This is a genomic window from Massilia sp. 01N410, assembly GCF_056399665.1.
In genome coordinates this window covers 94,219-117,087 of record NZ_JBFTRV010000016.1, presented here as the reverse complement: position 1 = coordinate 117,087, position 22,869 = coordinate 94,219, and the positions used below count along the sequence as shown (strand labels likewise).

Below are 22,869 nucleotides of genomic sequence, written 5' to 3'. Positions count from 1 at the left end.
TCAGTTGGGCCTAGCATAGAAATTAGAAAGTAATTTACGGAAGGTACTTGCCCGTCAAAGGATGCACAATGCTCTTGGCGCATCGTATCCGGTTGAACCCGAACAACGTGCAGGGTACCTACCTGGCGCGCGCTGCCGGCACGGCGCGCTTCGCCTACAACTGGGCCTTGGCCGAGTGGCAGCGACAGTACGAAGCTTGCAAAGTCGATCCATCGCTGCCGAAGCCAAACGCGGCGGCGTTGGCACGGCAGCTCAACACGATCAAGCGCACAGAGTTTCCGTGGATGTTGGACGTAACCAAGAACGCACCGCAAATGGCTATCATTCAGCTGGGGCATGCGTTCGAAAATTTCTTTGCCAAGCGCGCCAGCTATCCCGTATTCAGGAGGAGGGGGCGCGACGATCGCTTCGCCCTGACCAACGACCAGTTTCGAGTCGAGGACCGGCGCATCCGCATTCCTAAGCTGGGATGGGTCCGTATGCGCGAAGCACTGCGCTTTTCGGGACGAATCGTCTCTGCCTCGATCTCGCGCGGTGCAGGCCATTGGTACGTCAGCATTACTGTCAACACCCCGGACTTGCCTTTGCCGTTAGCCGAAAATCAAGGCGCGGTAGGAGTAGATATGGGGATCACGGCGCTGGCCACATTGTCGACAGGCGAAAAATTCGCTGGTCCGAAGGCATTGCGAACCCAATTGGTGCGGCTGCGCCGTCTATCGCGGGCTTTGTCACGCAAAGTCAAAGGGTCGTGCAACCGAGCCAAGGCAAGGCTGAAGCTGGCCAAGTTGCATGCGAGGATCGCTAGCATCCGCCGCGACAGTCTGCACCAGCTGAGCTCCAGTATCACCCGGCGTTTTCATACGATCGGCATCGAGGATCTGAACGTCAAAGGCATGCTGACCAACGGCCGGCTTGCACGCGCGATCGCCGACATGGGCTGGTCTGAGCTATGTCGCCAGCTCAAATACAAGTCGGCTTGGCGCGGTGGCCAGGTGGTAACGGCGGATCGTTGGTACCCCAGCAGCAAAACTTGTTCAGGCTGTGGATTGAGACTCGAGGCACTCGACTTGGGTACGCGGCTGTGGATATGCCCGGGCTGCGGCATACTTCATGACCGCGATATCAATGCAGCCATCAACCTGAAAAACATGGCGGTGAGTTCCACCGTGTCTGTCTGTGGAGGGGGAGGCGCTGGCCACGCGTGCAAGCGCGAGGCGAAACCGGCCCCCGGTGAAACAGGAATCCAACAGTAAGTTAACTGCAGCTAACTTAACTGCAACTAACTTTATATAAGTTTGGAGGAACGGTACAATGCGCGCTTATGAAAAATATCGTGATCCTTATTTCTGGCCGCGGCAGCAATATGGAAGCCATCGTGCGGGCGCGCGAAGCGCAGCAGTGGCCGGCCCGCATCGCCGCCGTGATCAGCAATAAGCCTGACGCCCAGGGTCTCGCGTTCGCGCAGGCGCACGGCATCCCGACCGCGGTGGTCGACCACAAGGCCTATGCTTCGCGCGAAGCCTTCGACGCGGCCCTGCAGCAGACCATCGACGGCTACCAGGCAGACCTGGTGGTGCTGGCCGGTTTCATGCGCATCCTGACCGGCGGCTTCGTCGAGCACTACGCCGGCCGCATGCTGAATATCCATCCCTCGCTGCTGCCACTGTTCCCCGGACTGCACACGCACCGGCAGGCTTTGGCGGCGGGCGTGGCGGAGCATGGCGCCACCGTGCATTTCGTCACCGCCGAGCTGGACCACGGCCCGAGCGTGCTGCAGGCGCGTATTTCCGTGCTGCCGGGCGACACCGAGGACAGCCTGGCGCAGCGCCTGCTGGCCGAGGAACACGTCATTTATCCGCAAGCGGTGCGCCTGTTCATCGAAGACAGGCTCAGCATCGCCGACGGCGAAGTCCGCATCGCCGCGACCACCAGTATCTAAAATTCAAGGAATTACATGAGATTGCCACCCGCGATCCTCGGCAATGCTGAAGAAGTATTGCGCGAGATCCTGCGCTTCACGTCGCCGGCCGACGTCACCCTGTCGCGCTATTTCAAGGACCATCCCCGTCTCGGCGGCCGCGAGCGCGGCGCCATCGCCGAATGCGTCTATTCCGTGCTGCGCAACAAGAACTTCTTCACCGAATTCGGCGGCTTCGGCACCGGCGCCAGCGCCACCATGCGTCGCCTGGTCCTGCTCGGCATGGCCGACGCTGTCGGCGCCGAGTCGCTGGGCGGCCTGAGCGAAGATGAAAACGCCTTCCTGGAACGCATCGAGGAAATCGACCGCTCGCTGCTGCCGCCGAAGAAGCGCGCCAACCTGCCGGACTGGCTGTACGACAAGTTCGTGGCCCAGTATGGCGAGCAAGAGACCCTGGAACTGGCCGCCGTGCTGAACACGCCGGCGCCGCTCGACCTGCGCGTCAACACCCTGAAGACCGACCGCGAGAAAGTCATCGCCGAGTTGGCGATCGCCCCGATCATCGCCGAGCCGACCCCCTATGCGCCGACCGGCCTGCGTATCCGCAAGAAACCGGCGCTGCAGAACCTGCCGCTGTTCAAGGAAGGCGCGATCGAAGTCCAGGACGAGGGCAGCCAGGTGCTGGCCCAGCTGCTGGGCGCGCGCCGCGGCGAGATGGTGGTCGATTTCTGCGCCGGCGCCGGCGGCAAGACCCTGGCCATCGGCGCCATCATGCGCAGCACCGGCCGCCTGTACGCCTTCGACGTCTCCGAGAAGCGTTTGAGCAAGCTGAAGCCGCGCCTGGCGCGCAGCGGCCTGTCGAACGTGCACCCGGTGGTGATCGCGCATGAACGCGACGCCAAGGTCAAGCGCCTGGCCGGCAAGATCGACCGCGTGCTGGTCGACGCGCCGTGCTCGGGCATGGGCACGCTGCGCCGCAATCCGGACGTGAAATGGCGCCAGCAGCCGGAAGACATCGCCGAGCTGACCGCGAAGCAGATCTCGATCCTGGACGGCGCCTCGCGCCTGGTGAAGTTCGGCGGCCGCCTGGTCTACGCGACCTGCAGCCTGCTGGATGAGGAAAACGACGGCATCGTCGCGCAATTCCTGGCCGGTCATCCGGACTTCGAACTGGTCCCGATGCACAAGGTGCTGCTCGAGCAGCGCATTCCGCTGGAGATGGGCGACACCCTGAAAATGCTGCCGCACAAGCACGGCACCGACGGCTTCTTCGCCGCCGTGTTCGAGCGCAAGGCCGGCGCCAAGCCTGCCAAGGCGGATGAGACTGCGGCGGACGCCGACGTGGCGAACGCCGACGAGTAAGCACCTTGGTGCCGCTGCAGCTCTCCAGCCTGATCGACGACCTGCTCGATGACCTCAGCCGGCCCGGCATGCCGTGGCAGGTCGGGTCGATCGCGGCCAGCATCCTGATCGGCTGGCTGTGCACCGGCCTGCTGCAGGCCTGGTGGCGCCAGCGCCGCACGGCGCGCGGGATTACCCGCCATGAAGGCGTCGCCAGCCTGGCGCGGGTGGCCGCGCCGCTGCTGGTGGTCGGCCTGCTCTACCTGTCGACCTGGCTGCTGGCGATGAACCGCTTCCACACGAATATCGTGAAGGTGGCGATTCCGGTGTTCTGGTCGCTGGTCGTGATCCGCGCCGCCTTCTTCCTGCTGCGGCGCGTGTTCGCGCGCCATGGGCAGCTGGGCGAGGCCTTCGTCACCTTCGAAAAGGTGTTCGCCCTGATCGTGTGGGCGGCGGTGGCGCTGTATATCACCGGCAAGTGGCCGGACATCATCCACTACCTCTATACCACCACGCTGCAGTACGGCCCCAAGCCCACCAACAAGGTGCTGCTGGGCGATGTGCTGGAAGCCGTGATCTCGATCGCGGTGCTGCTGATGCTGGCGCTGTGGGCCGGCGCGGCGCTGGAAGAACGCCTGATGGGCGTGCAGGCCCTGCACAGCTCGCTGCGCGTGGCGCTGGCGCGGGTCAGCCGCGCCGTGCTGATCGTCGGCGCCGTGCTGCTGAGCCTGAGCCAGGCCGGCCTCGACCTCACCGTGCTGTCGGTGTTCGGCGGCGCCCTCGGCGTCGGCCTGGGGCTGGGCCTGCAGCGCATCGCCAGCAATTATGTATCGGGCTTCATCATCCTGCTCGAGCGCAGCCTGTCGATCGGCGACATGATCTCGGTTGATAAATACACGGGCAAAGTTACCCAGATCAACACCCGCTACACGGTGCTGCAGGGCCTGGACGGCGTGGAAACCGTGCTGCCGAACGAGATGCTGATCTCGGGGCCGGTGCTGAACCAGACGCTCAGCATGCGCGCGGTGCGGGCCTCGACCAAGGTCATGGTGGCCTACGGCTCCGATCTCGACGAGGTGATGCCCCTGCTGGCGGCCCAGGCCGTCGGCATCCCGCGGGTGCTGGAAACGCCGGCGCCGGGCGTATCGCTGAGCCGTTTCGCGCCGGAAGGCTATGAGCTCGACCTGGGCTTCTGGATCGGCGATCCGGAGAACGGGCAGGGCGGTGTAGTGTCCGCCATCAACAAGAAGATTTACGACCTGGTGCAATCCGGGCGGATCAAACTTGGCATCCCGTCACTTGATACCCGCCTCCTTGATGCGCATATAGCATCGGTTGTGGCGCGGATCCACAATTAAGCCTGAAGTCCTTGCTTCTTAACGTGCCGCAGGTCACTAGATACGCGTAAAATGCGTATTTGCGTCATGCGGTTCGTATGACATCTCGACGAACCAAGCCATTCATTCTGGAGTGTTAATGAATTTTCTGAGCAACATCTTCGAAGCCGTCCTGTCCTTCCTGGACGGTGGCTTGTCCGACCTGTCGGGTTGGCAGATGGTTGTGTACACGCTGATCGTGACCCACATCACGATCGCCGGCGTCACCATCTACCTGCATCGTCACCAGGCTCACCGGGCGCTCGAGCTGCACCCGATCGTCAGCCATTTCTTCCGCTTCTGGCTGTGGCTGACCACCGGCCAGGTGACCAAGGAGTGGGCTGCCGTGCACCGCAAGCACCACGCCAAGTGCGAGACCGTCGAAGATCCGCACAGCCCGGTCACCCGCGGCATCAAGAAGGTGCTGCTGGAAGGCGCCGAACTGTATCGCGCAGAGACCAAGAACAAGGAAACCCTGGAAAAATACGGCCACGGTTGCCCGAACGACTGGATCGAGAACAATCTGTACACCAAGTACAGCTGGCTGGGCGTGTCGATCCTGCTGCCGTTTAACGTGATGATGTTCGGCGTGGCCGGCATCACGATCTGGGCCGTGCAGATGCTGTGGATCCCGATCACCGCGGCCGGCATCATCAACGGCCTGGGCCATTACACCGGCTACCGCAACTACGACTGCAACGATGCCGCCACCAACCTGCTGCCCTGGGGCATCCTGATCGGCGGCGAGGAACTGCACAACAACCACCACACCTTCGCGACGTCGGCCAAGCTGTCGAGCAAGTGGTACGAGTTCGACATCGGCTACGCCTACATCCGCATGATGGAAATGGTCGGTCTGGCCAAGGTCAAGAAGACCATTCCGAAGCCGAAGCTGGCCAAGAACAAGCTGGAAGCCGACCTCGACACGCTGCAATCCGTCATCACCAACCGCTACGACGTGATGGCCAAGTACGCCAAGTCGGTCAAGGCTGCCTTCAGCGAGGAAATCGAGCACCTGAAGCACAAGGCCGAACTGGAGAAGCGCTTCCTGAAGTCCTCGCGCAAGCTGATGCAGCGCGAGCCGGCCAAGCTGCAGGCTCCGCAACAGGCCCAGCTGAGCGAACTGTTCGAACACAGCAAGGTGCTGGAAACCATGCACCAGATGCGCGTGGAACTGGGCGCGATCTGGGAACGCTCGCACTCGACCCGCGACCAGCTGCTGCATCAGCTGCAGGACTGGTGCACGCGTGCGGAGGCTTCGGGCATCAAGGCGCTGCAGGAGTTTTCGCTGCGCTTGCGCAGTTACGCGTAAGCCTGCAACCGCTTTCCATCGAACGCCCCTGCCCAGGGGCGTTTTTCATTCCAGGCCGGCGTTATTTGAAACGCGGGCAAAAGTGCTGGTGGATCGCAGGCCAGGCGCGTATATTGGCCGGAAGCCAAAAGGCCTGGCGGGCAGGCTGTCCCTCCATGCAACTTTCGTTCCGCTTGATTGTCGGGAAAGACGCGTATTCATGAACGAGCGCCAACGACGTACCGACGAAGCCACCGCGAACGCTGTCGCACGCGGCTTGAACATCCTGGGTGTACGCAACGCCGCGCTAGCCCAGCGCTATATGCGCCACATGGGCGTGCCCGACGCGGTTATTGCCCGCGTGATTGCCGAACCGGAAGCGCGCCGCCGTGAGAGCGTCGGACAATCCGTGTCGGAAGCGATTACACCGTCGCCCGCGGGCGACCCATGAATCCCGTGCCCCCGGTACGCCGCGTATGAACGTGACAGTCAGGCCATTCATGAAACACGACACCGAATCCCAGCTCGAGCCAGGAAAATTGTATGCGCTGTTGACCATGGCGCGCGAGCTGTTGCAAACCGATGAAGCCGTGAGCGTACTTGAGTTGATAGGGCAGAACATCGCCGAGCTGTCCCATGCCAGCTCGGCCTTGCTGCTGGTATCCGCCGACGACGAGAACATCATTGCTTTCGACCGTTTCGGAAAGCCACGCACCGCATTACATGACCACCCCTGGTACGAGGCGGCTGCCGCAATGCTGGCGGAGCCCCGCGGCGCCGGCTCCGGCCGGGCTGCCGCGATCCGGCCGGCGGCGCGGCGGCTCGGCCAGCGGGTGCTGGCGCTGGGCGTGCCGGCGCCGGCGGCGGTGGCTGCGCTGGTGGTCGGCTGGAACGAGGACGCAGGACTCCCGGTCTGGCAGGCGCGCCGGCGGGTGCTGTCGCCCATCCTGGAGCTGGCCGTGGCGGCGCTGAGCAGGCTGCAATCGCACAGCTCGCTGGAGCACCTGGTTTACACGCAGTACGAACAGATGGCCGATACCGCCGAGGCTCACGTTGCGGAGCTGGCGCGTCGCGACGCGGCCGAAGGCGAGATGCGCAGGCTGTCGCTGACCGACGTGCTGACCGGCCTGCACAACCGTCGAGGCTTCTTCGTCCATGCGGAGCAGATGTTCAAGGTGGCCCAGCGCAAGCATGCGCGCAGCGCGGTCATCTTTGCCGATGTGGATGGACTCAAGCAGGTCAACGACGAGCTCGGCCATGAGGTGGGGGACAATCTGATCCGTGATGCGGCAGCCGTGTTCCAGGAATCGTTCCGCGACGCCGACGTCGTGGCACGCCTGGGTGGCGACGAGTTCGTCGCCTACACGCTCGACGACGGCCAGCCGGAAATCATCCTGTCGCGTCTGCATGCCAACCTGCATGCATTTAACCTGATGCAGGAGCGCCCCTATCGGGTCGCGTTTAGCGCCGGTATCGTCGGCTGCGACCCTGCCAGCGAACGGGATCTGCTGAATTACGTCGTGCTCGCCGACCAGCAGATGTACGCACAGAAGCGCCGCCGCCTGCACTAGGACCGTCAGCGTCCCTGATGTTCCTGGCCGGAGCGGACTGCATCGTCCAGGCCGGCCTCGTCCATCGCGGTAGCGTGTTCCGCGCCCATGCAGTCATGCAGCGTCTGGCTGTCCTCATCGGCGAGTTCCGGTGGATCGAGCATATCGTGCAGCATGGCCTGCAGTTCCTGTGTGTCCCACGGGACGCCGTGGCGCGTCCGGTCGTGGATGTAGTGCTTGATTTCGCTGTCCTGTTCCGGAGTCAGGGGCAAGCCACGAAATGTGGCTCCCGGGTCGGTCTTGTTCATGATGCCCTCGCGCTGCTGCCAGCCTCTCAATCTACGCGCATTCTCCAGTCCCGGGCGCACGGCAACCGGTCACGCCAGGGACGGCATCAGCGGCAGGACGATGCGCGCGGATAGCCGCAGGCAATCAATTCCCCCACCTCCGGATTCTCAAGATAGTCAAGGTGCGCCGCCACTGGGTCCTCGATCAGGCCCAGCCAGGTGCGGGCATTCGACACCAGCACGTCCGCCACCGCCACGTCGGGCGCCGCATAGCGGGCCGGCAGCAGGCGGTAGGACAGCAGGTCGTTCGGATCGGTGAAGGCGACCACGGCCAGGCGAGCGATCGATTCCGCGAGCGGGGCGGCGGCCTGGCGGCGGCGCAGTTCGAGGAAGCGCTGCAGCGAGTCGGGCGCCGTGGCCGAGCGGTTGTCGGGGCGGCGTTCGAGGTCCTGCTCGGCCAGGCCGAGGATGGGCAGCTGGTTGCCCGCCATGTACAGCAGGCCCAGGCGGCGCGCGGCCTGCTGGCCCAGCGCCTGGGTCCGCGGCTGGCGCGATTCGAGCATGCTGCTCAGGGCATCGAAGAGGATCTTGCTGCCCAGGCTTTCCGCGACCACGGCCAGGGTATGGTCGCCGTTCGGGTTGCTTTCGATGATGCGCGACACCGATTCGACCATGGCGTCGCGGATCGCGTTGCGGCTGGCGCCTTCGTAGATCACGGCATCGGACAGGCAGTCGTTCAGCAGCCTGTCCTTGACGTAGCCGTTCAGCCAGGCGCGCTTCGGCTTGCACTCGCCGCTGCCGGCCTGCGAACAATCGTTCGGGCTGCCGGTATTGTCGTAGTCGAGCTGGCGCTTGAGCGGTGCCGTCAGCGGCGACCAGATCAGGGCGTGGAAGCGCACCGGCGTGCCGCCGATCTGCTGGGTGCGCTCGACCAGCTGGATGCCGTTGGGCGCGGCCGCCGCCTGCTCGGGGACATTCGCCGACACGACGCCGGTGATGCGGTCGATGCCGTGATTCGCCCAGCTTGCGTCGTGGGTGCACATGCCGTGCACCAGGATGACGTCGAGCGGACGCTTGCTGCCGGTCTGGACCAGGTTGACGATGCCGGGGAAGGGCGCGCTGTCGCGGACGACGGCGGGTGGGCGATAAGGGGTGGTGCAGGCGGCCAGCAGGCCAGGGGTCAACAGGGTCAGCAGCCGAAGCCAATTCGAAGGTGAATGCCGCATCGTTCTCTCCCCGGAAACGCCGGCCGGAGCGGTCGGCAGACGGGCTCGACTATAGCGAGCCTGGGGGTGGAAAGCGGGGCAATTCGATGACGGGCTGATCCGAGTCAACAGCAAAAAAGCCGCGCACTGCGAAGTGGGCGGCTTTTTTGGACCAGAAGAAAACCAGATTACTTGATCTTGGTTTCTTTGTAGATCACGTGCTTACGTGCTTTCGGGTCGAATTTGGTGATTTCCATCTTCGCCGGCATCGTGCGCTTGTTCTTGGTCGTGGTGTAGAAGTGACCGGTACCTGCGGTCGATTCCAGTTTGATCTTGTCGCGGCCAGTTTTTGCCATGATGACTCCCTATTTAGATTTTCTCGCCGCGGGCGCGCATATCGGCCAGCACAGCGTCAATGCCGAGCTTGTCGATGACGCGCAGGCCGGCGTTGGAAATACGCAGGGAGACCCAGCGGTTTTCGGATTCTACGAAGATGCGGCGGTTCTGCAGGTTCGGCAGAAAACGACGCTTGGTTTTGTTGTTGGCGTGGGAGACGTTGTTGCCAACCATCGGGCCCTTGCCAGTAACTTGGCAAACACGTGCCATAGCGCACTCCTTGAGTAAACTTCCACAATCGGAAAAACGAGAGTATAGCTTGAAAACAGCCGCGTAATCAACAACTTGCGAAAATAAATTGTTTCTCAAATCATCGCGCAAATTTAACAATCGTAAAATTACGCAAGTATTGCGCCGTAAGCTGCTGTTTACACACTGTTATCGGGGCCTGGCGAGGTGTTGCGCGACGGCCCGCAGGACCGCTTCGATGGCCGGGGCGAAGCGCTCGGAGGCCGCGATCGCATCGGGCGCGACGCCGGCACCGATCACGGGAATGCGCACGCAGGCATCGTCGATCAGCTCGGCAGACATCATTCGCAGTGTCTCCTTGATGCTCTCGTCCGCATGGTGGGACTGCCAGGACGGATTCAGCACCGCCACCGGCTTGCCGGCAAAGCCCGGGTGGCCGACCAGCCAGTCCAGGGTGTTCTTGATGGTGCCGGTGACGCCGTGCGCATACTCGGGACTGGCGATGAGGATGGCGTCCGCCGCGTCGACGGCCGCGTGGAGGGCGTGCACGCCTGGCGGCAGTTCGGCCAGTTCGGGATTGAAGAGAGGGAACTGCTTGTGCTCTTCGAACAGCAAGACCTCGATGCCGTCCGGCGCAAGGCGCCGGCAGGCGCGCAGCAGGCCGCCGCTCATCGATGCCGTGCGCTGGCTGCCGCACAGGGCCAGGAGCTTCATGCCTCACCGTGCATGACGGCCTCGGCGATTTCCTGGGCGCGCTGCACGCTGATGCCCTGATGGAAATCGACCGCCAGCGGATGGTCGGACGCTTCCAGCACGATATAGGGACGCTGCTTGTTCGCGCGGGGACGGACCGAAGTCTTCATGCCGAGCGTGTCCGGATACCAGGGCAGGGCATTGCAGAACCAGCCGAAATAGCGGTCGCCGGTGTCCGGGGCGTCGTAGGTATCGACGTAGCGCTCGTAACTCGTTTCGCTGAGCGAAACCCATACGCCCCACAGGAAGGGATCGGCGACGCCATGGATCGGCACTTCGAGCACGACGCGGATGAAGAACTGGCGGCCGTCCTCGTCTTCATAGCGGCAGACATCGCTGCCCAGGTGGCCGGCTTCCTGCACGGCTTCCGGCTGGGCCAGCCAGGGATCCGGCGCGCGGAAGGAAAAGCTGGGCGAGCCTTCGTGGATCTCGTCGCAGGACGCGCATTTGAAGCTGAAGATGGCCGCCATTGGTTTGTCATTGCAGGAAATAATTCCCAAGTGTAGCAGCGTGGTAGCTGCAACCGGCATGCCGGCACGTTTGTCCAAGTTCAAACCCATGCGCTGCGGATGCCGCAGTGTGGACACACCAGACACGAGGATGCCATGCACGACGATTCCCTGGCCAATGTGGAGCGCCCGGCCGGCGCCCCCGCCGCGCCGCCCGGTCCGCCATCGGCGAGGGACTGGCGCCCGCTGCTGGCGCTGCTGGCCTGGTGCTGCGCCTGCCTCGCGATCCGTCTTGCCGAACATGGCACGCTCGAGCGCGACGAAGCGGAGATCGTCTATCTCACCCAGCAGCTGCGGCTCGGCTACGGCACCCAGCCGCCGCGGCGCCCTGGCCGTGACCGCCTCGCTGGCGCTGTTTCCCCAGCTCGGTTGGGAAGCGCTGCGCATCCAGACCCATTCGGTCCTGATGACCGCCCTCGCCTGCGCCACCCTGTGGCTCTATTTCGCCCTGCTGCGGCGGCCGACGCTGGCGCGCCATATCGGCTTTGGGGTGCTATGCGGGCTCGGGCTGCAGACCAAGTACAACTATGGCGTGTTCCTGGCCGGCCTGCTGGTGCGCGCGCACCGCGAGGCGCTATGGAAGCGCAGGGTCTGGGCGGCGGCGCTGCCGGCCGTCCTGCTGGTCTTGCCGCACGCCGCCTGGATGGCCGGGCATCCCGCGCTGGCCTTCGGCGGCACCTTGCGCAAGATGCAGGACGGCGCCGCGGACGCGCCCTGGCTGGGGCGGGTGGGGCAGGGAGGCGTGGGTGTGCTGGAAGCGCTCGCCTCCTTCGTGGCGTTGCCTGTGCTGGCCTGGGCGGTGGTGTGCTGGCGCCGGCGCGCGCTGTGGCGCGGCCGCCTGCGCTTCGACCGGAGCGCGCCGGCCAGCCGCTTCTTCGGCTGCCTGTTTGGCGTCTGCGGGGTGCTGCTGGTGGCGCTCGCGCTGACGGGGGAGGTCGGCACGATCAAGGAACGCTGGATGATCCCGCTGCTGTTTTCGCTGCCGCTGGGCCTGTGCGTGATGTTTCCGGCGCTGGACAGGGAGGCGATCCATGCGGACATCCTGCGTATTGCCACGGTGGCCGCGCTGGGCCTGCTGCTTCTGCTGCCGGCGCGTACCTGGCTGGGCCCGGCCTTCGGCAAGATCATGACGCGCCGCGCTGGTGACGCATGCCCAGGACGCGCCGTCTGCGCTGGCGGTCTTCCATGCCGCCTGGCCACAGGCGAGCCTGGCGCGGCGCGAGGTGGTGAGTTTGGCGCTGGAAGATGGCAGCGGCCGGCGCATGGACGTCATGCAGGCCTGTGTCGCAGGGGAAGCGCCGCGCTAGAGCTGGCCGTGCTCCGCAAACGAGTGCGCCAGCGGCCCGGCGATGATGAAATGGTCGAGCACGCGGATATCGACCAGGCCCAGCGCCTCGGACAGCGTGCGGGTCAGGCGCTGGTCGGCGTCGCTCGGCTCCGGCGAGCCGGACGGGTGGTTGTGGGCCAGCAGCACGCCGGCGGCATTGCAGGCCAGCGCTTCCTTGACCACTTCGCGCGGGTGGACGCTGGCGTGGCTCAGGGTTCCACGGAACATTTCTTTATCGGCAATTAGCCGATTCTTGATGTCTACAAACAACACCACGAAGGATTCGTAGGGGCGGCCGCCCAGCTTGATCCGCAGGTAGCGCTTGACCGCTTCCGGCGAGGACAGCAGGTCGCCGGCCTGCAGCTGCTCGGCGATCGCGCGCCGGGCCAGTTCCATCACGGCCTGCATCTGCGCATACTTGGCCATGCCGAGCCCGTGCACCTCGGAAAAATCGGCCAGGGTCGCGCCGAACAGGCCGTGCAGGGAGCCGAAGTGCTGCAGCATGTCGCGCCCCAGGTCGACCGCACTCTTGCCGCGCACGCCCACCCGCAGCATCAGGGCCAGCAGCTCGGAATTGGACAGCGCCTGCGCCCCTTCGCGCACCAGGCGCTCGCGTGGCCTTTCCTGTTCGGACCAGTCATTGATACCCATTTAATCTCCCGAAGTGGAATAAAGAGGTCCTTTCGGGCGCGACAGGTGGGTTCGGCTTACAATAGCGGTTTGCACGTAACGCACACGCACAATCCCGCAATGTCCACCACCAACGCTCCCATCGTCACCGAATCGGCTTACCTGACTCTGCATTATCGTCTCGCCACCGCCGACGGTACTGATATCGTCACAACCTTCGGCAGCACGCCGGCCACCCTGTTGCTGGGCCAGGGCCAGCTTGCGCCCTTCCTCGAACAGCGCCTGCTGGGCCTGGCGGAAGGCACGCACACGAGCTTCGAGCTGAGCGCCGCCGAGGGTTTCGGCGAGCGCAACCCGGAACTGATCCAGGCCGTGTCGAAGAAGACGCTGGACGACAACTCGGTGCCGGACGCCGATTACCAGGTCGGCGACCTGGTCGATTTCGCGGCGCCGGGCGGCGGCCGCTTCGCCGGCGTGCTGCTGCAGATGCGCGAAAACGACGCCCTGTTCGACTTCAACCACCCGCTGGCCGGCCAGCCGCTGAAGTTTGAAGTGCAACTCATTTCCGTACTCTAAGACATGGACAACGAAATCCTGTTAGCCCAGCCGCGCGGCTTCTGTGCCGGCGTCGACCGTGCGATCGAGATCGTCGAGCGTGCCCTGCAGCAGTTCGGCGCGCCCATCTACGTGCGCCATGAGATCGTGCACAACGCCTATGTCGTCAACGACCTGCGCAACAAGGGTGCGATCTTCATCGAGGACCTCGACGACGTCCCGGCGGGCAACACCCTCGTGTTCTCGGCCCACGGCGTGTCGAAGGCGGTGCGTGACGAAGCCGAATCGCGCGGCCTGAAAGTGTTCGATGCGACCTGTCCGCTGGTCACCAAGGTCCACGTCGAAGTCGCCAAGATGCGCAAGCAGGGCGCCGAGATCGTCATGATCGGCCACGCCGGCCACCCGGAAGTCGAGGGCACCATGGGCCAGGCGGAAGAGGGCATGCACCTGGTCGAGACGGTCGAGGACGTCGAGAAGCTGCAGGTCGCCAATCCGGACCTGCTCGCCTACGTGTCGCAGACCACGCTGTCGGTCGACGACACCGCCGAGATCATCGCCGCGCTGAAGAAGCGCTTCCCGAACATCATCGAGCCGAAGAAGGGCGACATCTGCTACGCCACCACCAACCGCCAGGAAGCCGTGAAGTTCCTGGCGCCCCAGGTCGAGGTCGTGGTCGTGGTCGGCAGCCCGAACAGCTCGAACTCGAACCGCCTGCGCGAGGTGGCCGAGAAGAAGGGTACCCCGGCCTATATGGTCGACAATGCTTCCGCCATCGATCCAGGCTGGATCGCCGGCAAGAAGCGCATCGGCGTGACCGCCGGCGCCTCGGCCCCGGAAGTGCTGGTGCAGGCCGTGATCGACCGCCTGAAGGAACTCGGCGCCGCCAGCGTGCGCGCCCTCGAAGGTGTGGAAGAGCACGTCACCTTCCCGCTGCCCAAGGGCCTGACCGGCGATCCGGCGGCTGACGCGTCGGCGGCGGCCTGAGCGGAAAGACGATGGCTTTCGATTCGATTCCGCTGGAGTTCTTCAAGGACTATCCTGAGCCGGGCGTCAATTTCATCGACGTCGGCTGCATCTTCGACAATCCGGTGCACTGGCAGGTTGCCATCGACACCCTGTACGAGCGCACCGCCGAGCTGCATTTCGACTTCATCGTCGCGATGGATGCGCGCGGCTTCATGATCGCCGGCGCGCTCGCCTACAAGCGGGCGATCGGTTTTGCGATGGCGCGCAAGCCCGGCAAGCTGCCGGGCGAGGCGATCAGCATCGAATACAGGCGCGAGTACGGCAGCGCCACCATCGAGATCCAGCCGGCCCGCATCAAGGGCGAGCGCGTGCTGATCGTCGACGACGTGCTGGCCACCGGCGGCACCATCGAGGCGGCGGCCAGCCTGCTGCGCCGGATGGACAAGGAAGTGGTGGGCGCGGCGGCCCTGTTCGACATCGCCTTCTTCCAGGACAAGCGCACCCTGACCATGCCGGTCATCACCCTGCGCGACGTCTAAATCCGCGCCCTGGCGGCGAAACCAAAAAAGCCGGCGTCCCCGCGAGGAGGTGCCGGCTTCGTTCATTCAGCGGCCGCTCAGAACTTGTAGCTGTAGGCCAGGCCGATCAGCTGCATATGGGTCTTCCAGGTGCCGCGCGTGGTCTCGCCGTTGCCGGTGCAGGTAGTGGCGACCGGGTTGCAGTTATTGGTATAGCTGCCCGGCGCATCCTTGAAGTCCAGCCAGGTGTAGGCCAGGTCGAGCGACGAGGCCGGGCTCAGCTTCCAGTTGGCGCCGAAGGACAGCTGCAGGCGGTCGGCGTCGGGCAGGGCGGCGTGGCGCAGTTCGCTGCTGCGCACCGGGGCGTCGTCATGCGCGATGCCGCCGCGCAAGGTCACGTTCTCGTTCAGCTTGTAGTTGGCGCCCAGGGCCACGCGCACCGTGTTCTTCCACTGCTGGCGGATCACCTCGTCGCCTTCGCCGGTGCCGACGAATTCGATGTCGATGTTCTGCATGCGCGAGTTGCGGGTCCAGGTCACGTCCGCCATGCCGGCCCACTTTTCGTCGAACTGGTGGAAGGCGTTCAGCGACAGGGTTTCCGGGGTGCGGATCTCGACGCGGGCGGCCGAGTTGGCGCGCCGCGCGGCCGCCTGCAGCACCCCGTTCACGACCTTGTCGCCGCTCACGGTCGAGAAGTCCCACACCGCGCCGCCCTTCAGCTCATGCTTGATCGAGGAGCGGTAGGCGATGCCGAAGCGGGTGTTCTGGTCCAGCGAGAACAGGTAGCCCAGGTTGAAGCCATAGCCCCAGTCCTTGCCTTCCACGCCGGCATGGGCGTCGCCGGCCGATGCCAGCGCGGCCGGGTTGCCGCCCATGGCCGCGATCTGGCGTGCCAGCGCGGCGCCGGTGCCGGCGGCCTGGGCGGCCGCGATGGTGCCCGGCACGTCGACGGCCTGGCCCAGGCGGGCCTTCATGTATTCGATGTCGATGCCGAAGCCGAAGGCGTGCCGCTCATCGAGCTTGAACGCGACCGAGGGGTTCAGGTTGACGGATTCCAGCTTGATGTTGGTGAGCGAATAGCGGCCCGCCCAGTTGCTGTCGTAGTCCAGCTTGGTGCCGTAGGGGACGAAGACGCCCAGGCCGGCGCTCCACTGGCCGTCGATCTTCTGGCTGTAGTACAGCGAGGGGCCGGCGACCACGCCCGGCACGTAATCGTCCTGCGACGCCTGGCCGCCGGTGGGCGTGCGGGTGAAGCGGGTCGAGCCGGCATCCAGGTAGCTCGAGTGCGGCACGACGGCAGTCACGCCGCCCATGATCTGCCTGCCTTCCAGGCGCGACAGGCCGGCCGGGTTGGCGAAGATGGTGGAGGCGTCGGCGGCTTCGGCGCCGTTGGCTTCCGCGGTGCCCTGGGAGGACACGCTCTGGGAGCCGAAGCGGTAGCCGGAGGCGGCGGCGGTGGCGGAGGCGCCGGCCAGGGCCACGGCGACCATCAGGGTCAGGTATTTTTGTTTCAAGTAAGTCTCGCTGATTGTTGTATTGACTATGCGCGGCCCCGGCATGGGTATGGCTGAGGTCGCGAGGCGCGGAGCATACTACAGACGGCAAATTTGTGACGGCGGCATGGCATTTTTTTCATGCGTGGGTCATGGATGTAATATGATGATGTCGCTCGGAAATGTGGTCTGCCGCCGCGCGGCGCAACAAGAGAAAGAGAAAACCCACAATGGAAACTTTTATCCAGCAGATCCTGAACGGACTGGTGCTGGGCAGCATGTATGCGCTGATCGCGCTCGGCTACACCATGGTGTACGGCGTGCTGAACCTGATTAACTTTGCCCACGGCGACGTGCTGATGATCGGTGCCATGGTCGGCCTGAGCATCCTGAAATTCCTCGACGCCAGCTTCCCCGGCATGGCCGGCGGACTGCAGCTGGCGATCGCCATCGTCGGCGCGATCCCGGTGGCGATGCTGGTCAACGTGCTGATCGAACGCATCGCCTACCGCCGCCTGCGCAACGCGCCGCGCCTGGCGCCCCTGATTACCGCGATCGGCGTCTCGATCCTGCTGCAGACGATCGCGATGATGATCTGGGGCCGCAGCCCGCTGCCTTTCCCGCAGCTGCTATCCTCGGAACCGATCATGGTCGGCGGCGCCGTCATCTCGCAGACCCAGGTGCTGCTGCTGGTGCTGGCCGCTTGCGCCATGATGGGCCTGGTGTTCCTGGTCGAGAAGACCAAGATGGGCCGCGCGATGCGCGCCGTCGCCGAGAACCCGCGCGTGGCCGGCCTGATGGGCGTGGATTCGAACCGCGTCGTCGTCACCACCTTCGCCATCGGCGCGGCCCTGGCCGCCGTCGCCGGGGTGATGTGGGGCGCCAACTATGCGTCGATCCAGTTCGCGATGGGCACGGTGCCGGGCATGAAGGCCTTCTCGGCCGCGGTGCTGGGTGGCATCGGCAATATCTATGGCGCGATGATCGGCGGGATCGTTCTCGGCATCATCGAGAGCCTGGGCGCCGGCTATATCGGCGACCTGACCGGCGGCTTCCTCGGCAGTAACTACCAGGACATCTTCGCCTTCATCGTGCTGATCCTGGTGCTGACCGTGCGCCCGTCCGGCATCATGGGCGAACGCGTGGCCGACCGCGCCTGAGGAAAGGAAACGACAACATGGCTCTCCTGACCTTCGACACCGCCGACAAACCGCGCCAGGCCTATGCCAGCATGGCCATCCTGCTGGCGGTGATGCTCGTCTTCCCCTTCGTCGCAAGCCAGTTCGGCAACTCCTGGGTGCGCATCCTCGACATGGCCCTGCTGTACATCATGCTGGCGCTGGGCCTGAACATCGTGGTCGGCTTCGCCGGCCTGCTCGACCTCGGCTACATCGCCTTCTTCGCGGTCGGCGCCTACCTCACCGGCCTGATGGCTTCGCCCCAGTTTGCCTCGCTGCTGGAATCGGTCGTCAACTATTCGCCGGCGCTGGGCGATTCGCTGACGGCGCTGTTCGGCGAGAGCATTCGCACCGACGGCATCCACCTGTCGGTGTGGGCGATCGTGCCGCTGGCGGCCCTCGTGGCGGGACTGTTCGGCGCGCTGCTCGGCGCCCCGACCCTGAAGCTGCGCGGCGACTACCTGGCCATCGTGACCCTCGGTTTCGGCGAGATCATCCGGATCTTCATGAACAACCTGAACGATCCGATCAATTTCACCAACGGTCCGCAGGGCATCAACCTGATCGATCCGATCCGCATCTTCGGCGTGTCGCTGGCGGGCGAGGCGGGCTCGCGCGCCACGGTCTATATCGGCGGGCTCAAGCTGCCGTCGGTGAACGCCTACTATTTCCTGTTCCTGCTGCTGTGCATCGTCACCATCTTCATGACCAGCCGCCTGCAGCATTCGCGCCTGGGCCGCGCCTGGGTGGCGATCCGCGAGGACGAGATCGCCGCCAAGGCGATGGGCATCAACACCCGCAACGTCAAGCTGCTGGCGTTCTCGATGGGCGCCTCCTTCGGCGGCGTGGCCGGCGCCATGTTCGCGGCCTTCCAGGGCTTCATCTCGCCGGAATCCTTCTCCTTCACCGAATCGATCGCCGTGCTGGCGATGGTGGTGCTGGGCGGTATCGGCCACATCCCCGGCGTGGTGATGGGCGGCGTGCTGCTGGCGGCGCTGCCGGAAGTGTTGCGCCACGTGGTCGAGCCGGCCCAGCGCACCCTGTTCGGCAAGGTGCTGATCGAGGCGGAAGTGCTGCGCCAGCTGCTGTACGGCCTGGCGATGGTGGTCATCATGCTGTACCGCCCGGCCGGTCTGTGGCCGTCGCCGCGCAAGGAAGACCGTCCGGCCGCGGCGCTCGCGAAAGCAGAAGCGGAGGAGGCGGCATGAGCGCGACCATGACGACTGCGCTGCTGAACATCTCCGGCGTCAACAAGCGCTTCGGCGGCCTGCAGGCCCTGACCGATGTCGGCATCCGCATCGAGCAGGGCCAGATCTATGGCCTGATCGGCCCGAACGGCGCCGGCAAGACCACCTTCTTCAACGTCATCACCGGCCTCTACCAGCCGGATACCGGCAGCTTCGAGCTGGGCGGCAAGCCCTACTCGCCGTCGGCGCCGCACGAGGTGGCGAAGGCCGGCATCGCCCGCACCTTCCAGAACATCCGCCTGTTCGGCGAGATGACGGCGCTGGAGAACGTGATGGTCGGACGCCACGTGCGCACCCGCCAGGGCGTGATCGGCGCGATCCTGCGCCACAAGGCGGCGCGTCTCGAAGAAGCGGCGATCCGCGCCAGGGCCCAGGAATTGCTGGACTTCGTCGGCATCGGCCAGTTCGCGAGCCGCACCGCGCGCTATCTGTCCTACGGCGACCAGCGCCGCCTCGAGATCGCGCGCGCGCTGGCCACCGAACCGCGCCTGCTGGCGCTGGACGAGCCGGCGGCCGGCATGAACGCGACCGAGAAGCTGGCGCTGCGCGAGCTGCTGGTGAAGATCCAGGCCGCCGGCGTCACCATCCTGCTGATCGAGCACGACGTCAAGCTCATGATGGGCCTGTGCGACCGCATCTCGGTGCTGGAATACGGCAAGCTGATCGCGGAAGGCCTGCCGGCCGAGATCCAGAAGAACAAGGCGGTGATCGAGGCTTACCTCGGCACCGGCTCAGTGTGAAAAGATAGTCATTGATGAGCGAGAACATTCTTAAAATTGCCGGCCTCAAGGTCGCCTACGGCGGCATCAAGGCCGTCAAGGGCATCGACCTCGAGGTCAATCGCGGCGAGCTGGTGACCCTGATCGGCGCCAACGGCGCGGGCAAGACCACCACCCTGAAAGCCATCACCGGCACCCTGCCGGCCTGCAAGGTCGAAGGCAGCGTGTCCTACCTCGGCCAGCCTCTCGGCAGCGCCAAGTCCTTCAAGCTGGTGCAGAACAAGCTGGCGATGGTGCCGGAAGGGCGGGGCGTGTTCACCCGCATGAGCATCCACGAAAACCTGCTGATGGGCGCCTACACCCGCGACGACAAGGCCGGGATCGAGGCCGACATCGACAAGTGGTACACGGTATTCCCGCGCCTGAAAGAGCGCGCGAACCAGCTGGCCGGCACCCTGTCCGGCGGCGAGCAGCAGATGCTGGCGATGGCGCGCGCCCTGATGTGCCATCCGACCCTGCTGCTGCTGGACGAGCCCTCGATGGGCCTGTCGCCGATCATGGTCGAGAAGATCTTCGAGGTGATCCGCAACGTGTCTTCCCAGGGCATTACCGTGCTGCTGGTGGAACAGAACGCACGGCTGGCGCTGCAGGCTGCCAGCCGTGCCTATGTGATGGAGTCGGGGGCGATTACCATGATGGGGAATGCGGCGGACATGTTGAATGATCCGCGGGTGCAGGCGGCTTACCTGGGCGAATGATCTGCTTCTACGTATAGGGAATGACGCAACATAAGCTCGCGGGATGACGGCAGAAAAACAACGGCCCGGACCGCTCACGCAGTCCGGGCCGTTCTTTTGCCAAACGGCAAAAATTAATCAGGCAGCGTTGGCAGCGCCGTTGGCGGCCTTGCCGGCAGCCTGGGTGAACTGCGACACGGCGGCGTTCAGGTTCGACTCGATCGCTTCAGCGGCCTGCTTGGTGGTCTTGGTGAACTGCTCGTAACCGGCGTTGGCGTTGCTGATGGCGGTTTTCAGGGCCGACACATAGGTCTCGGAACCGGCCGGGGCGTTCTTGGTCACTTCGTCGACCAGCGAGATCACCTTGCGGTTGACTTCGGCGAACTGGCTTTCGGCGGCGCGCGAGAACTCGGCGCCGGTGTCGGCGGCGATGGCGGCAACCTGGCGGCTGTACGACAGGGCTTTTTCAGCGTTCGGCTGGGCCTGGGCGGCGGTCACCGAGAAGAATTCCTGCGGATCCTTGGCGGCCAGCAGCTGACGTGCGGTTGCCGACGAATTTTCCAGCGCGGTCTTGGCGGTGTTGATGTTCAGGTCCACCAGCTTTTCCATGCCCTCGAAAGTCTTGGAGGTCAGGGCCGTCAGCAGGGCGAATTGGGAATCCAGATTAGCTTTGGTCGCGTTCGAAAACTGCTCGGGGAATGCAAACATGTAGTTCTCCAGTATTGGACAAATATTGAACTTGGGTGGACCCGGATGTTGCTCGGATGCATGCTGGCAGCGTTCTGAACCTCTTTTGTGCGCCGCAACATAATTCGATTTTACCGGGTTCCGATTATGCGTCAAGCACTTTTGATGCGGCGCACAACAGAAAGTGCTTGTTTTGAGTTATATCAATGCAGGCAATCGTTTGCGTGGCATTCCGTTTGCACGGATACAACAATCGAGCTGGCAACTGGGCGGCCGGCGGCGACCCGGGCAGCATGCTAGACTGGCAATCCGATGACCCCCGACACCTCTTCCGATACCGCCGCCACGCCGCCCGCCCAGGCTTCAACGGTCCGGTCCGCATCGCCGGCGCGCGCCGCCTGGCTGTCGCCGGTGCCGCTGTTCTTCGTCGTCCTCTGGAGTACCGGCTTCATCGCGGCCAAGTACGGCCTGCCGTATGCGCCGCCGCTGAGTTTCCTGATCCTGCGCTGCGTGGGCGCGATACTGGTCCTGCTGCCGCTGGTGCTGCTGAGCCGGGCGCCGTGGCCGCACGGACGCATCCTGCACGTCGCCGTCGCCGGGCTGCTGCTGCAGGCCGGCTACCTGGGCGGGGTCTGGAGCGCAATCAAGATCGGCATGCCGGCCGGGCTGTCGGCCCTGATCGTCGGCCTGCAACCCATCCTGACCGCCTTTGCCGCGCCCCTGGTCGGCGAACGGGTCAGCGCGCGCCAGTGGCTGGGCCTGCTGCTCGGCCTGGGCGGCGTGGCCCTGGTCGTCTACGCCAAGATCAGCCTGAACGGCCTGGCGCCCACGGCCATCGGCTTCTGCGTGCTGGCGCTGCTGTCGATCACCTGCGGCACCCTGTACCAGAAACGCTTCTGCCCGCACTTCGACCTGCGCACCGGCACCCTGATCCAGTTCACGGCCAGCGCCCTGCTGCTGCTGCCGCCCGCGGTGGCGCTGGAAGGTTTCGGCCCCTCGCTCGGCAACGTGCACTGGACCCCGCAGTTCCTCGGCGCGCTGCTGTGGTCCATCTTCGCGCTGTCGATCGGCGCCATCTTCCTCTTGTTCCGCCTTATCAGCCGCAACGACGCCACCAAGGTCACCAGCCTGCTCTACCTGACCCCGCCGACCACGGCCGTGATGGCCTGGCTGATGTTCGGCGAAGCGTTGAGCCCGCTCGGACTGGTGGGCATGGCGGTCGCGGTGATGGGCGTGGCCTTCGTCGTCAAAAAATAATCCAAGGAGATTTTCCATGATCACCAGCCCACAGCAACAGGCCGTCGACGCGGCCATCACCACGCGCCGTTCGATCCGCGCCTACCTGGACACCCCGGTCGCGCGCGAAGACGTCGAAGCCATCCTCGAGGTCGCGTCGCGCGCGCCGTCCGGCACGAATACCCAGCCCTGGAAAGTCTACGTGCTGACCGGCGAAGCCAAGGAGCGCCTGGGCAACGCGATCCTCGACGCCTACCGCGACCCCCAGCAGGCGAAGGAACACTCCGAGGAATACGCCTACTATCCGCGCGAATGGGTCTCGCCCTTCATCGACCGGCGCCGCAAGGTCGGCTGGGACCTGTACTCACTGCTGGGCCTGACGCGCGAGAACAAGGCCGGGATGGCGGCCCAGCATGGCCGCAACTACCGCTTCTTCGACGCACCGGTCGGCCTGCTGTTCACGATCGACCGCGTGATGGAGCAGGGCTCCTGGCTCGACTACGGTATGTTCCTGCAGAACATCATGGTGGCGGCGCGCGGACGCGGCCTCGACACCTGTCCGCAGGCGGCTTTTACCCAGTTCCACCGCATCATTGCCGGGCAACTGGGCTTGCCGGACAATGAAATGCTGGTCTGCGGCATGGCGCTCGGTTTCGCCGATCCGGCCAAGATCGAGAACAGCCTGGTAACGGAACGCGAGCCGGTATCCAGCTTCGTGCGCTTCATCGATTAGTTCGGTATACTGATGCGGCAAGCTGTTG

25 protein-coding genes and 1 pseudogene are annotated in these 22,869 nt (G+C 64.7%); 17 read left to right on the top strand and 9 right to left on the bottom strand.

Features of this window, described 5'->3' with window-relative positions:
• Window positions 1–68 precede the first annotated feature (68 nt).
• The 7 genes from AC1DOP_RS20120 to AC1DOP_RS20090 all read left to right on the top strand — a co-directional run bounded on the left by AC1DOP_RS20120 (window position 69) and on the right by AC1DOP_RS20090 (window position 7,497).
• Complete coding sequence (locus tag AC1DOP_RS20120; RefSeq protein ID WP_477252979.1) at window positions 69–1,253, top strand: RNA-guided endonuclease InsQ/TnpB family protein; 1,185 nt, start codon at window positions 69–71, stop codon at window positions 1,251–1,253.
• 68 nt (window positions 1,254–1,321) lie between these two features.
• The gene (purN, locus tag AC1DOP_RS20115; RefSeq protein ID WP_477252977.1) at window positions 1,322–1,939 is read left to right on the top strand and encodes a phosphoribosylglycinamide formyltransferase; all 618 of its coding nucleotides are present in this window, start codon (window positions 1,322–1,324) and stop codon (window positions 1,937–1,939) included.
• Between the two features lie 15 nt (window positions 1,940–1,954).
• A complete protein-coding gene (locus AC1DOP_RS20110) occupies window positions 1,955–3,280 on the top strand; it encodes an RsmB/NOP family class I SAM-dependent RNA methyltransferase (RefSeq protein WP_477252975.1) in 1,326 nt (441 codons plus the stop codon).
• Window positions 3,281–3,288: 8 nt separating this feature from the next.
• Window positions 3,289–4,617, top strand: a complete 1,329-nt coding sequence (locus AC1DOP_RS20105) for a mechanosensitive ion channel family protein (RefSeq protein WP_477252973.1) — start codon at window positions 3,289–3,291, stop codon at window positions 4,615–4,617.
• 118 nt (window positions 4,618–4,735) lie between these two features.
• Complete coding sequence (locus tag AC1DOP_RS20100; RefSeq protein ID WP_477252971.1) at window positions 4,736–5,947, top strand: DesA family fatty acid desaturase; 1,212 nt, start codon at window positions 4,736–4,738, stop codon at window positions 5,945–5,947.
• 199 nt (window positions 5,948–6,146) lie between these two features.
• Entirely contained in the window at window positions 6,147–6,377 is a 231-nt protein-coding gene (locus AC1DOP_RS20095) for a hypothetical protein (RefSeq protein ID WP_442124648.1), read from the top strand.
• Between the two features lie 49 nt (window positions 6,378–6,426).
• Window positions 6,427–7,497 (top strand): GGDEF domain-containing protein, encoded by a 1,071-nt coding sequence (locus tag AC1DOP_RS20090; RefSeq protein WP_477252969.1) that lies wholly within the window; start codon window positions 6,427–6,429, stop codon window positions 7,495–7,497.
• A gap of 5 nt (window positions 7,498–7,502) precedes the next feature.
• Here AC1DOP_RS20090 and AC1DOP_RS20085 read toward each other — a convergent pair whose 3' ends face one another.
• The 6 genes from AC1DOP_RS20085 to AC1DOP_RS20060 all read right to left on the bottom strand — a co-directional run bounded on the left by AC1DOP_RS20085 (window position 7,503) and on the right by AC1DOP_RS20060 (window position 10,776).
• Window positions 7,503–7,784 carry a hypothetical protein gene (locus AC1DOP_RS20085; protein ID WP_442123346.1) on the bottom strand — a complete coding sequence of 94 codons (282 nt, stop codon included), beginning with the start codon at window positions 7,782–7,784 and terminating at the stop codon, window positions 7,503–7,505.
• A gap of 86 nt (window positions 7,785–7,870) precedes the next feature.
• Complete coding sequence (locus AC1DOP_RS20080) at window positions 7,871–8,989, bottom strand: hypothetical protein (protein ID WP_477252967.1); 1,119 nt, start codon at window positions 8,987–8,989, stop codon at window positions 7,871–7,873.
• A gap of 167 nt (window positions 8,990–9,156) precedes the next feature.
• Window positions 9,157–9,324, bottom strand: a complete 168-nt coding sequence (rpmG, locus tag AC1DOP_RS20075) for a 50S ribosomal protein L33 (protein WP_005665735.1) — start codon at window positions 9,322–9,324, stop codon at window positions 9,157–9,159.
• 13 nt (window positions 9,325–9,337) lie between these two features.
• Window positions 9,338–9,574, bottom strand: coding sequence for a 50S ribosomal protein L28 (rpmB, locus tag AC1DOP_RS20070; RefSeq protein WP_025511730.1), 237 nt, complete (start codon window positions 9,572–9,574; stop codon window positions 9,338–9,340).
• A gap of 168 nt (window positions 9,575–9,742) precedes the next feature.
• Window positions 9,743–10,267, bottom strand: coding sequence for an NADPH-dependent FMN reductase (locus tag AC1DOP_RS20065; protein ID WP_477252964.1), 525 nt, complete (start codon window positions 10,265–10,267; stop codon window positions 9,743–9,745).
• Window positions 10,264–10,776: a DUF2199 domain-containing protein gene (locus tag AC1DOP_RS20060; protein ID WP_442123349.1), complete on the bottom strand. Its 513-nt coding sequence runs from the start codon at window positions 10,774–10,776 to the stop codon at window positions 10,264–10,266. Before AC1DOP_RS20060 ends, AC1DOP_RS20065 begins: the two co-directional genes overlap by 4 nt.
• Here AC1DOP_RS20060 and AC1DOP_RS20055 point away from each other — a divergent pair.
• Window positions 10,766–11,446 (top strand): annotated as a pseudogene (locus tag AC1DOP_RS20055) (ArnT family glycosyltransferase); the annotation flags it as partial. The gene AC1DOP_RS20060 and the pseudogene AC1DOP_RS20055 overlap by 11 nt on opposite strands.
• Window positions 11,447–12,118: 672 nt before the next feature.
• Here AC1DOP_RS20055 and radC read toward each other — a convergent pair.
• Entirely contained in the window at window positions 12,119–12,793 is a 675-nt protein-coding gene (gene radC, locus AC1DOP_RS20050) for a RadC family protein (protein WP_477252962.1), read from the bottom strand.
• Between the two features lie 99 nt (window positions 12,794–12,892).
• Between radC and AC1DOP_RS20045 the strand changes: the two genes are divergently transcribed.
• The 3 genes from AC1DOP_RS20045 to AC1DOP_RS20035 are packed head-to-tail and all read left to right on the top strand — an operon-like array spanning window position 12,893 to window position 14,832.
• Window positions 12,893–13,348: an FKBP-type peptidyl-prolyl cis-trans isomerase gene (locus tag AC1DOP_RS20045; RefSeq protein WP_442123351.1), complete on the top strand. Its 456-nt coding sequence runs from the start codon at window positions 12,893–12,895 to the stop codon at window positions 13,346–13,348.
• Between the two features lie 3 nt (window positions 13,349–13,351).
• On the top strand, window positions 13,352–14,311 hold the full coding sequence (ispH, locus tag AC1DOP_RS20040) for a 4-hydroxy-3-methylbut-2-enyl diphosphate reductase (RefSeq protein ID WP_442123352.1): 960 nt from the start codon (window positions 13,352–13,354) through the stop codon (window positions 14,309–14,311).
• A gap of 11 nt (window positions 14,312–14,322) precedes the next feature.
• A complete protein-coding gene (locus tag AC1DOP_RS20035; protein ID WP_442123353.1) occupies window positions 14,323–14,832 on the top strand; it encodes an adenine phosphoribosyltransferase in 510 nt (169 codons plus the stop codon).
• A gap of 77 nt (window positions 14,833–14,909) precedes the next feature.
• On the opposite strand, the gene AC1DOP_RS20030 is transcribed toward AC1DOP_RS20035, so the two are convergent.
• A complete protein-coding gene (locus tag AC1DOP_RS20030) occupies window positions 14,910–16,325 on the bottom strand; it encodes an OmpP1/FadL family transporter (RefSeq protein WP_477252959.1) in 1,416 nt (471 codons plus the stop codon).
• A 209-nt stretch (window positions 16,326–16,534) separates the two neighbouring features.
• On the opposite strand from AC1DOP_RS20030, the gene AC1DOP_RS20025 reads away from it, so the two are divergent.
• The 4 genes from AC1DOP_RS20025 to AC1DOP_RS20010 are packed head-to-tail and all read left to right on the top strand — an operon-like array spanning window position 16,535 to window position 20,206.
• Window positions 16,535–17,464, top strand: a complete 930-nt coding sequence (locus AC1DOP_RS20025; RefSeq protein ID WP_442123355.1) for a branched-chain amino acid ABC transporter permease — start codon at window positions 16,535–16,537, stop codon at window positions 17,462–17,464.
• A gap of 17 nt (window positions 17,465–17,481) precedes the next feature.
• Window positions 17,482–18,690, top strand: a complete 1,209-nt coding sequence (locus AC1DOP_RS20020) for an ABC transporter permease subunit (RefSeq protein WP_442123356.1) — start codon at window positions 17,482–17,484, stop codon at window positions 18,688–18,690.
• Window positions 18,691–18,698: 8 nt separating this feature from the next.
• Window positions 18,699–19,469 carry an ABC transporter ATP-binding protein gene (locus tag AC1DOP_RS20015; protein WP_442123440.1) on the top strand — a complete coding sequence of 257 codons (771 nt, stop codon included), beginning with the start codon at window positions 18,699–18,701 and terminating at the stop codon, window positions 19,467–19,469.
• Between the two features lie 14 nt (window positions 19,470–19,483).
• Window positions 19,484–20,206: an ABC transporter ATP-binding protein gene (locus AC1DOP_RS20010; RefSeq protein ID WP_442123357.1), complete on the top strand. Its 723-nt coding sequence runs from the start codon at window positions 19,484–19,486 to the stop codon at window positions 20,204–20,206.
• Window positions 20,207–20,323: 117 nt separating this feature from the next.
• Here the strand turns inward: AC1DOP_RS20010 and phaP are convergent, their stop codons facing one another.
• Window positions 20,324–20,893: a TIGR01841 family phasin gene (gene phaP, locus AC1DOP_RS20005; RefSeq protein WP_442123358.1), complete on the bottom strand. Its 570-nt coding sequence runs from the start codon at window positions 20,891–20,893 to the stop codon at window positions 20,324–20,326.
• A 291-nt stretch (window positions 20,894–21,184) separates the two neighbouring features.
• On the opposite strand from phaP, the gene AC1DOP_RS20000 reads away from it, so the two are divergent.
• Together AC1DOP_RS20000 and AC1DOP_RS19995 are read left to right on the top strand one after the other, a co-directional pair.
• Complete coding sequence (locus tag AC1DOP_RS20000) at window positions 21,185–22,129, top strand: DMT family transporter (RefSeq protein WP_442123359.1); 945 nt, start codon at window positions 21,185–21,187, stop codon at window positions 22,127–22,129.
• A 16-nt stretch (window positions 22,130–22,145) separates the two neighbouring features.
• Window positions 22,146–22,841 carry a nitroreductase gene (locus tag AC1DOP_RS19995; RefSeq protein WP_442123360.1) on the top strand — a complete coding sequence of 232 codons (696 nt, stop codon included), beginning with the start codon at window positions 22,146–22,148 and terminating at the stop codon, window positions 22,839–22,841.
• Window positions 22,842–22,869 lie beyond the last annotated feature (28 nt).

What these genes read in the sequence shown, in the direction of transcription:
- AC1DOP_RS20120 (WP_477252979.1), top strand. Translation starts at nt 69, where the DNA reads ATGCTCTTGGCGCATCGTATCCGGTTGAACCCGAACAACGTGCAGGGT.
- purN (WP_477252977.1), top strand. Translation starts at nt 1,322, where the DNA reads ATGAAAAATATCGTGATCCTTATTTCTGGCCGCGGCAGCAATATGGAA.
- AC1DOP_RS20110 (WP_477252975.1), top strand. Translation starts at nt 1,955, where the DNA reads ATGAGATTGCCACCCGCGATCCTCGGCAATGCTGAAGAAGTATTGCGC.
- AC1DOP_RS20100 (WP_477252971.1), top strand. Translation starts at nt 4,736, where the DNA reads ATGAATTTTCTGAGCAACATCTTCGAAGCCGTCCTGTCCTTCCTGGAC.
- AC1DOP_RS20095 (WP_442124648.1), top strand. Translation starts at nt 6,147, where the DNA reads ATGAACGAGCGCCAACGACGTACCGACGAAGCCACCGCGAACGCTGTC.
- AC1DOP_RS20090 (WP_477252969.1), top strand. Translation starts at nt 6,427, where the DNA reads ATGAAACACGACACCGAATCCCAGCTCGAGCCAGGAAAATTGTATGCG.
- AC1DOP_RS20085 (WP_442123346.1), bottom strand. Translation starts at nt 7,784, where the DNA reads ATGAACAAGACCGACCCGGGAGCCACATTTCGTGGCTTGCCCCTGACT.
- AC1DOP_RS20080 (WP_477252967.1), bottom strand. Translation starts at nt 8,989, where the DNA reads ATGCGGCATTCACCTTCGAATTGGCTTCGGCTGCTGACCCTGTTGACC.
- rpmG (WP_005665735.1), bottom strand. Translation starts at nt 9,324, where the DNA reads ATGGCAAAAACTGGCCGCGACAAGATCAAACTGGAATCGACCGCAGGT.
- rpmB (WP_025511730.1), bottom strand. Translation starts at nt 9,574, where the DNA reads ATGGCACGTGTTTGCCAAGTTACTGGCAAGGGCCCGATGGTTGGCAAC.
- AC1DOP_RS20065 (WP_477252964.1), bottom strand. Translation starts at nt 10,267, where the DNA reads ATGAAGCTCCTGGCCCTGTGCGGCAGCCAGCGCACGGCATCGATGAGC.
- AC1DOP_RS20060 (WP_442123349.1), bottom strand. Translation starts at nt 10,776, where the DNA reads ATGGCGGCCATCTTCAGCTTCAAATGCGCGTCCTGCGACGAGATCCAC.
- radC (WP_477252962.1), bottom strand. Translation starts at nt 12,793, where the DNA reads ATGGGTATCAATGACTGGTCCGAACAGGAAAGGCCACGCGAGCGCCTG.
- AC1DOP_RS20045 (WP_442123351.1), top strand. Translation starts at nt 12,893, where the DNA reads ATGTCCACCACCAACGCTCCCATCGTCACCGAATCGGCTTACCTGACT.
- ispH (WP_442123352.1), top strand. Translation starts at nt 13,352, where the DNA reads ATGGACAACGAAATCCTGTTAGCCCAGCCGCGCGGCTTCTGTGCCGGC.
- AC1DOP_RS20035 (WP_442123353.1), top strand. Translation starts at nt 14,323, where the DNA reads ATGGCTTTCGATTCGATTCCGCTGGAGTTCTTCAAGGACTATCCTGAG.
- AC1DOP_RS20025 (WP_442123355.1), top strand. Translation starts at nt 16,535, where the DNA reads ATGGAAACTTTTATCCAGCAGATCCTGAACGGACTGGTGCTGGGCAGC.
- AC1DOP_RS20020 (WP_442123356.1), top strand. Translation starts at nt 17,482, where the DNA reads ATGGCTCTCCTGACCTTCGACACCGCCGACAAACCGCGCCAGGCCTAT.
- AC1DOP_RS20015 (WP_442123440.1), top strand. Translation starts at nt 18,699, where the DNA reads ATGACGACTGCGCTGCTGAACATCTCCGGCGTCAACAAGCGCTTCGGC.
- AC1DOP_RS20010 (WP_442123357.1), top strand. Translation starts at nt 19,484, where the DNA reads ATGAGCGAGAACATTCTTAAAATTGCCGGCCTCAAGGTCGCCTACGGC.
- phaP (WP_442123358.1), bottom strand. Translation starts at nt 20,893, where the DNA reads ATGTTTGCATTCCCCGAGCAGTTTTCGAACGCGACCAAAGCTAATCTG.
- AC1DOP_RS20000 (WP_442123359.1), top strand. Translation starts at nt 21,185, where the DNA reads ATGACCCCCGACACCTCTTCCGATACCGCCGCCACGCCGCCCGCCCAG.
- AC1DOP_RS19995 (WP_442123360.1), top strand. Translation starts at nt 22,146, where the DNA reads ATGATCACCAGCCCACAGCAACAGGCCGTCGACGCGGCCATCACCACG.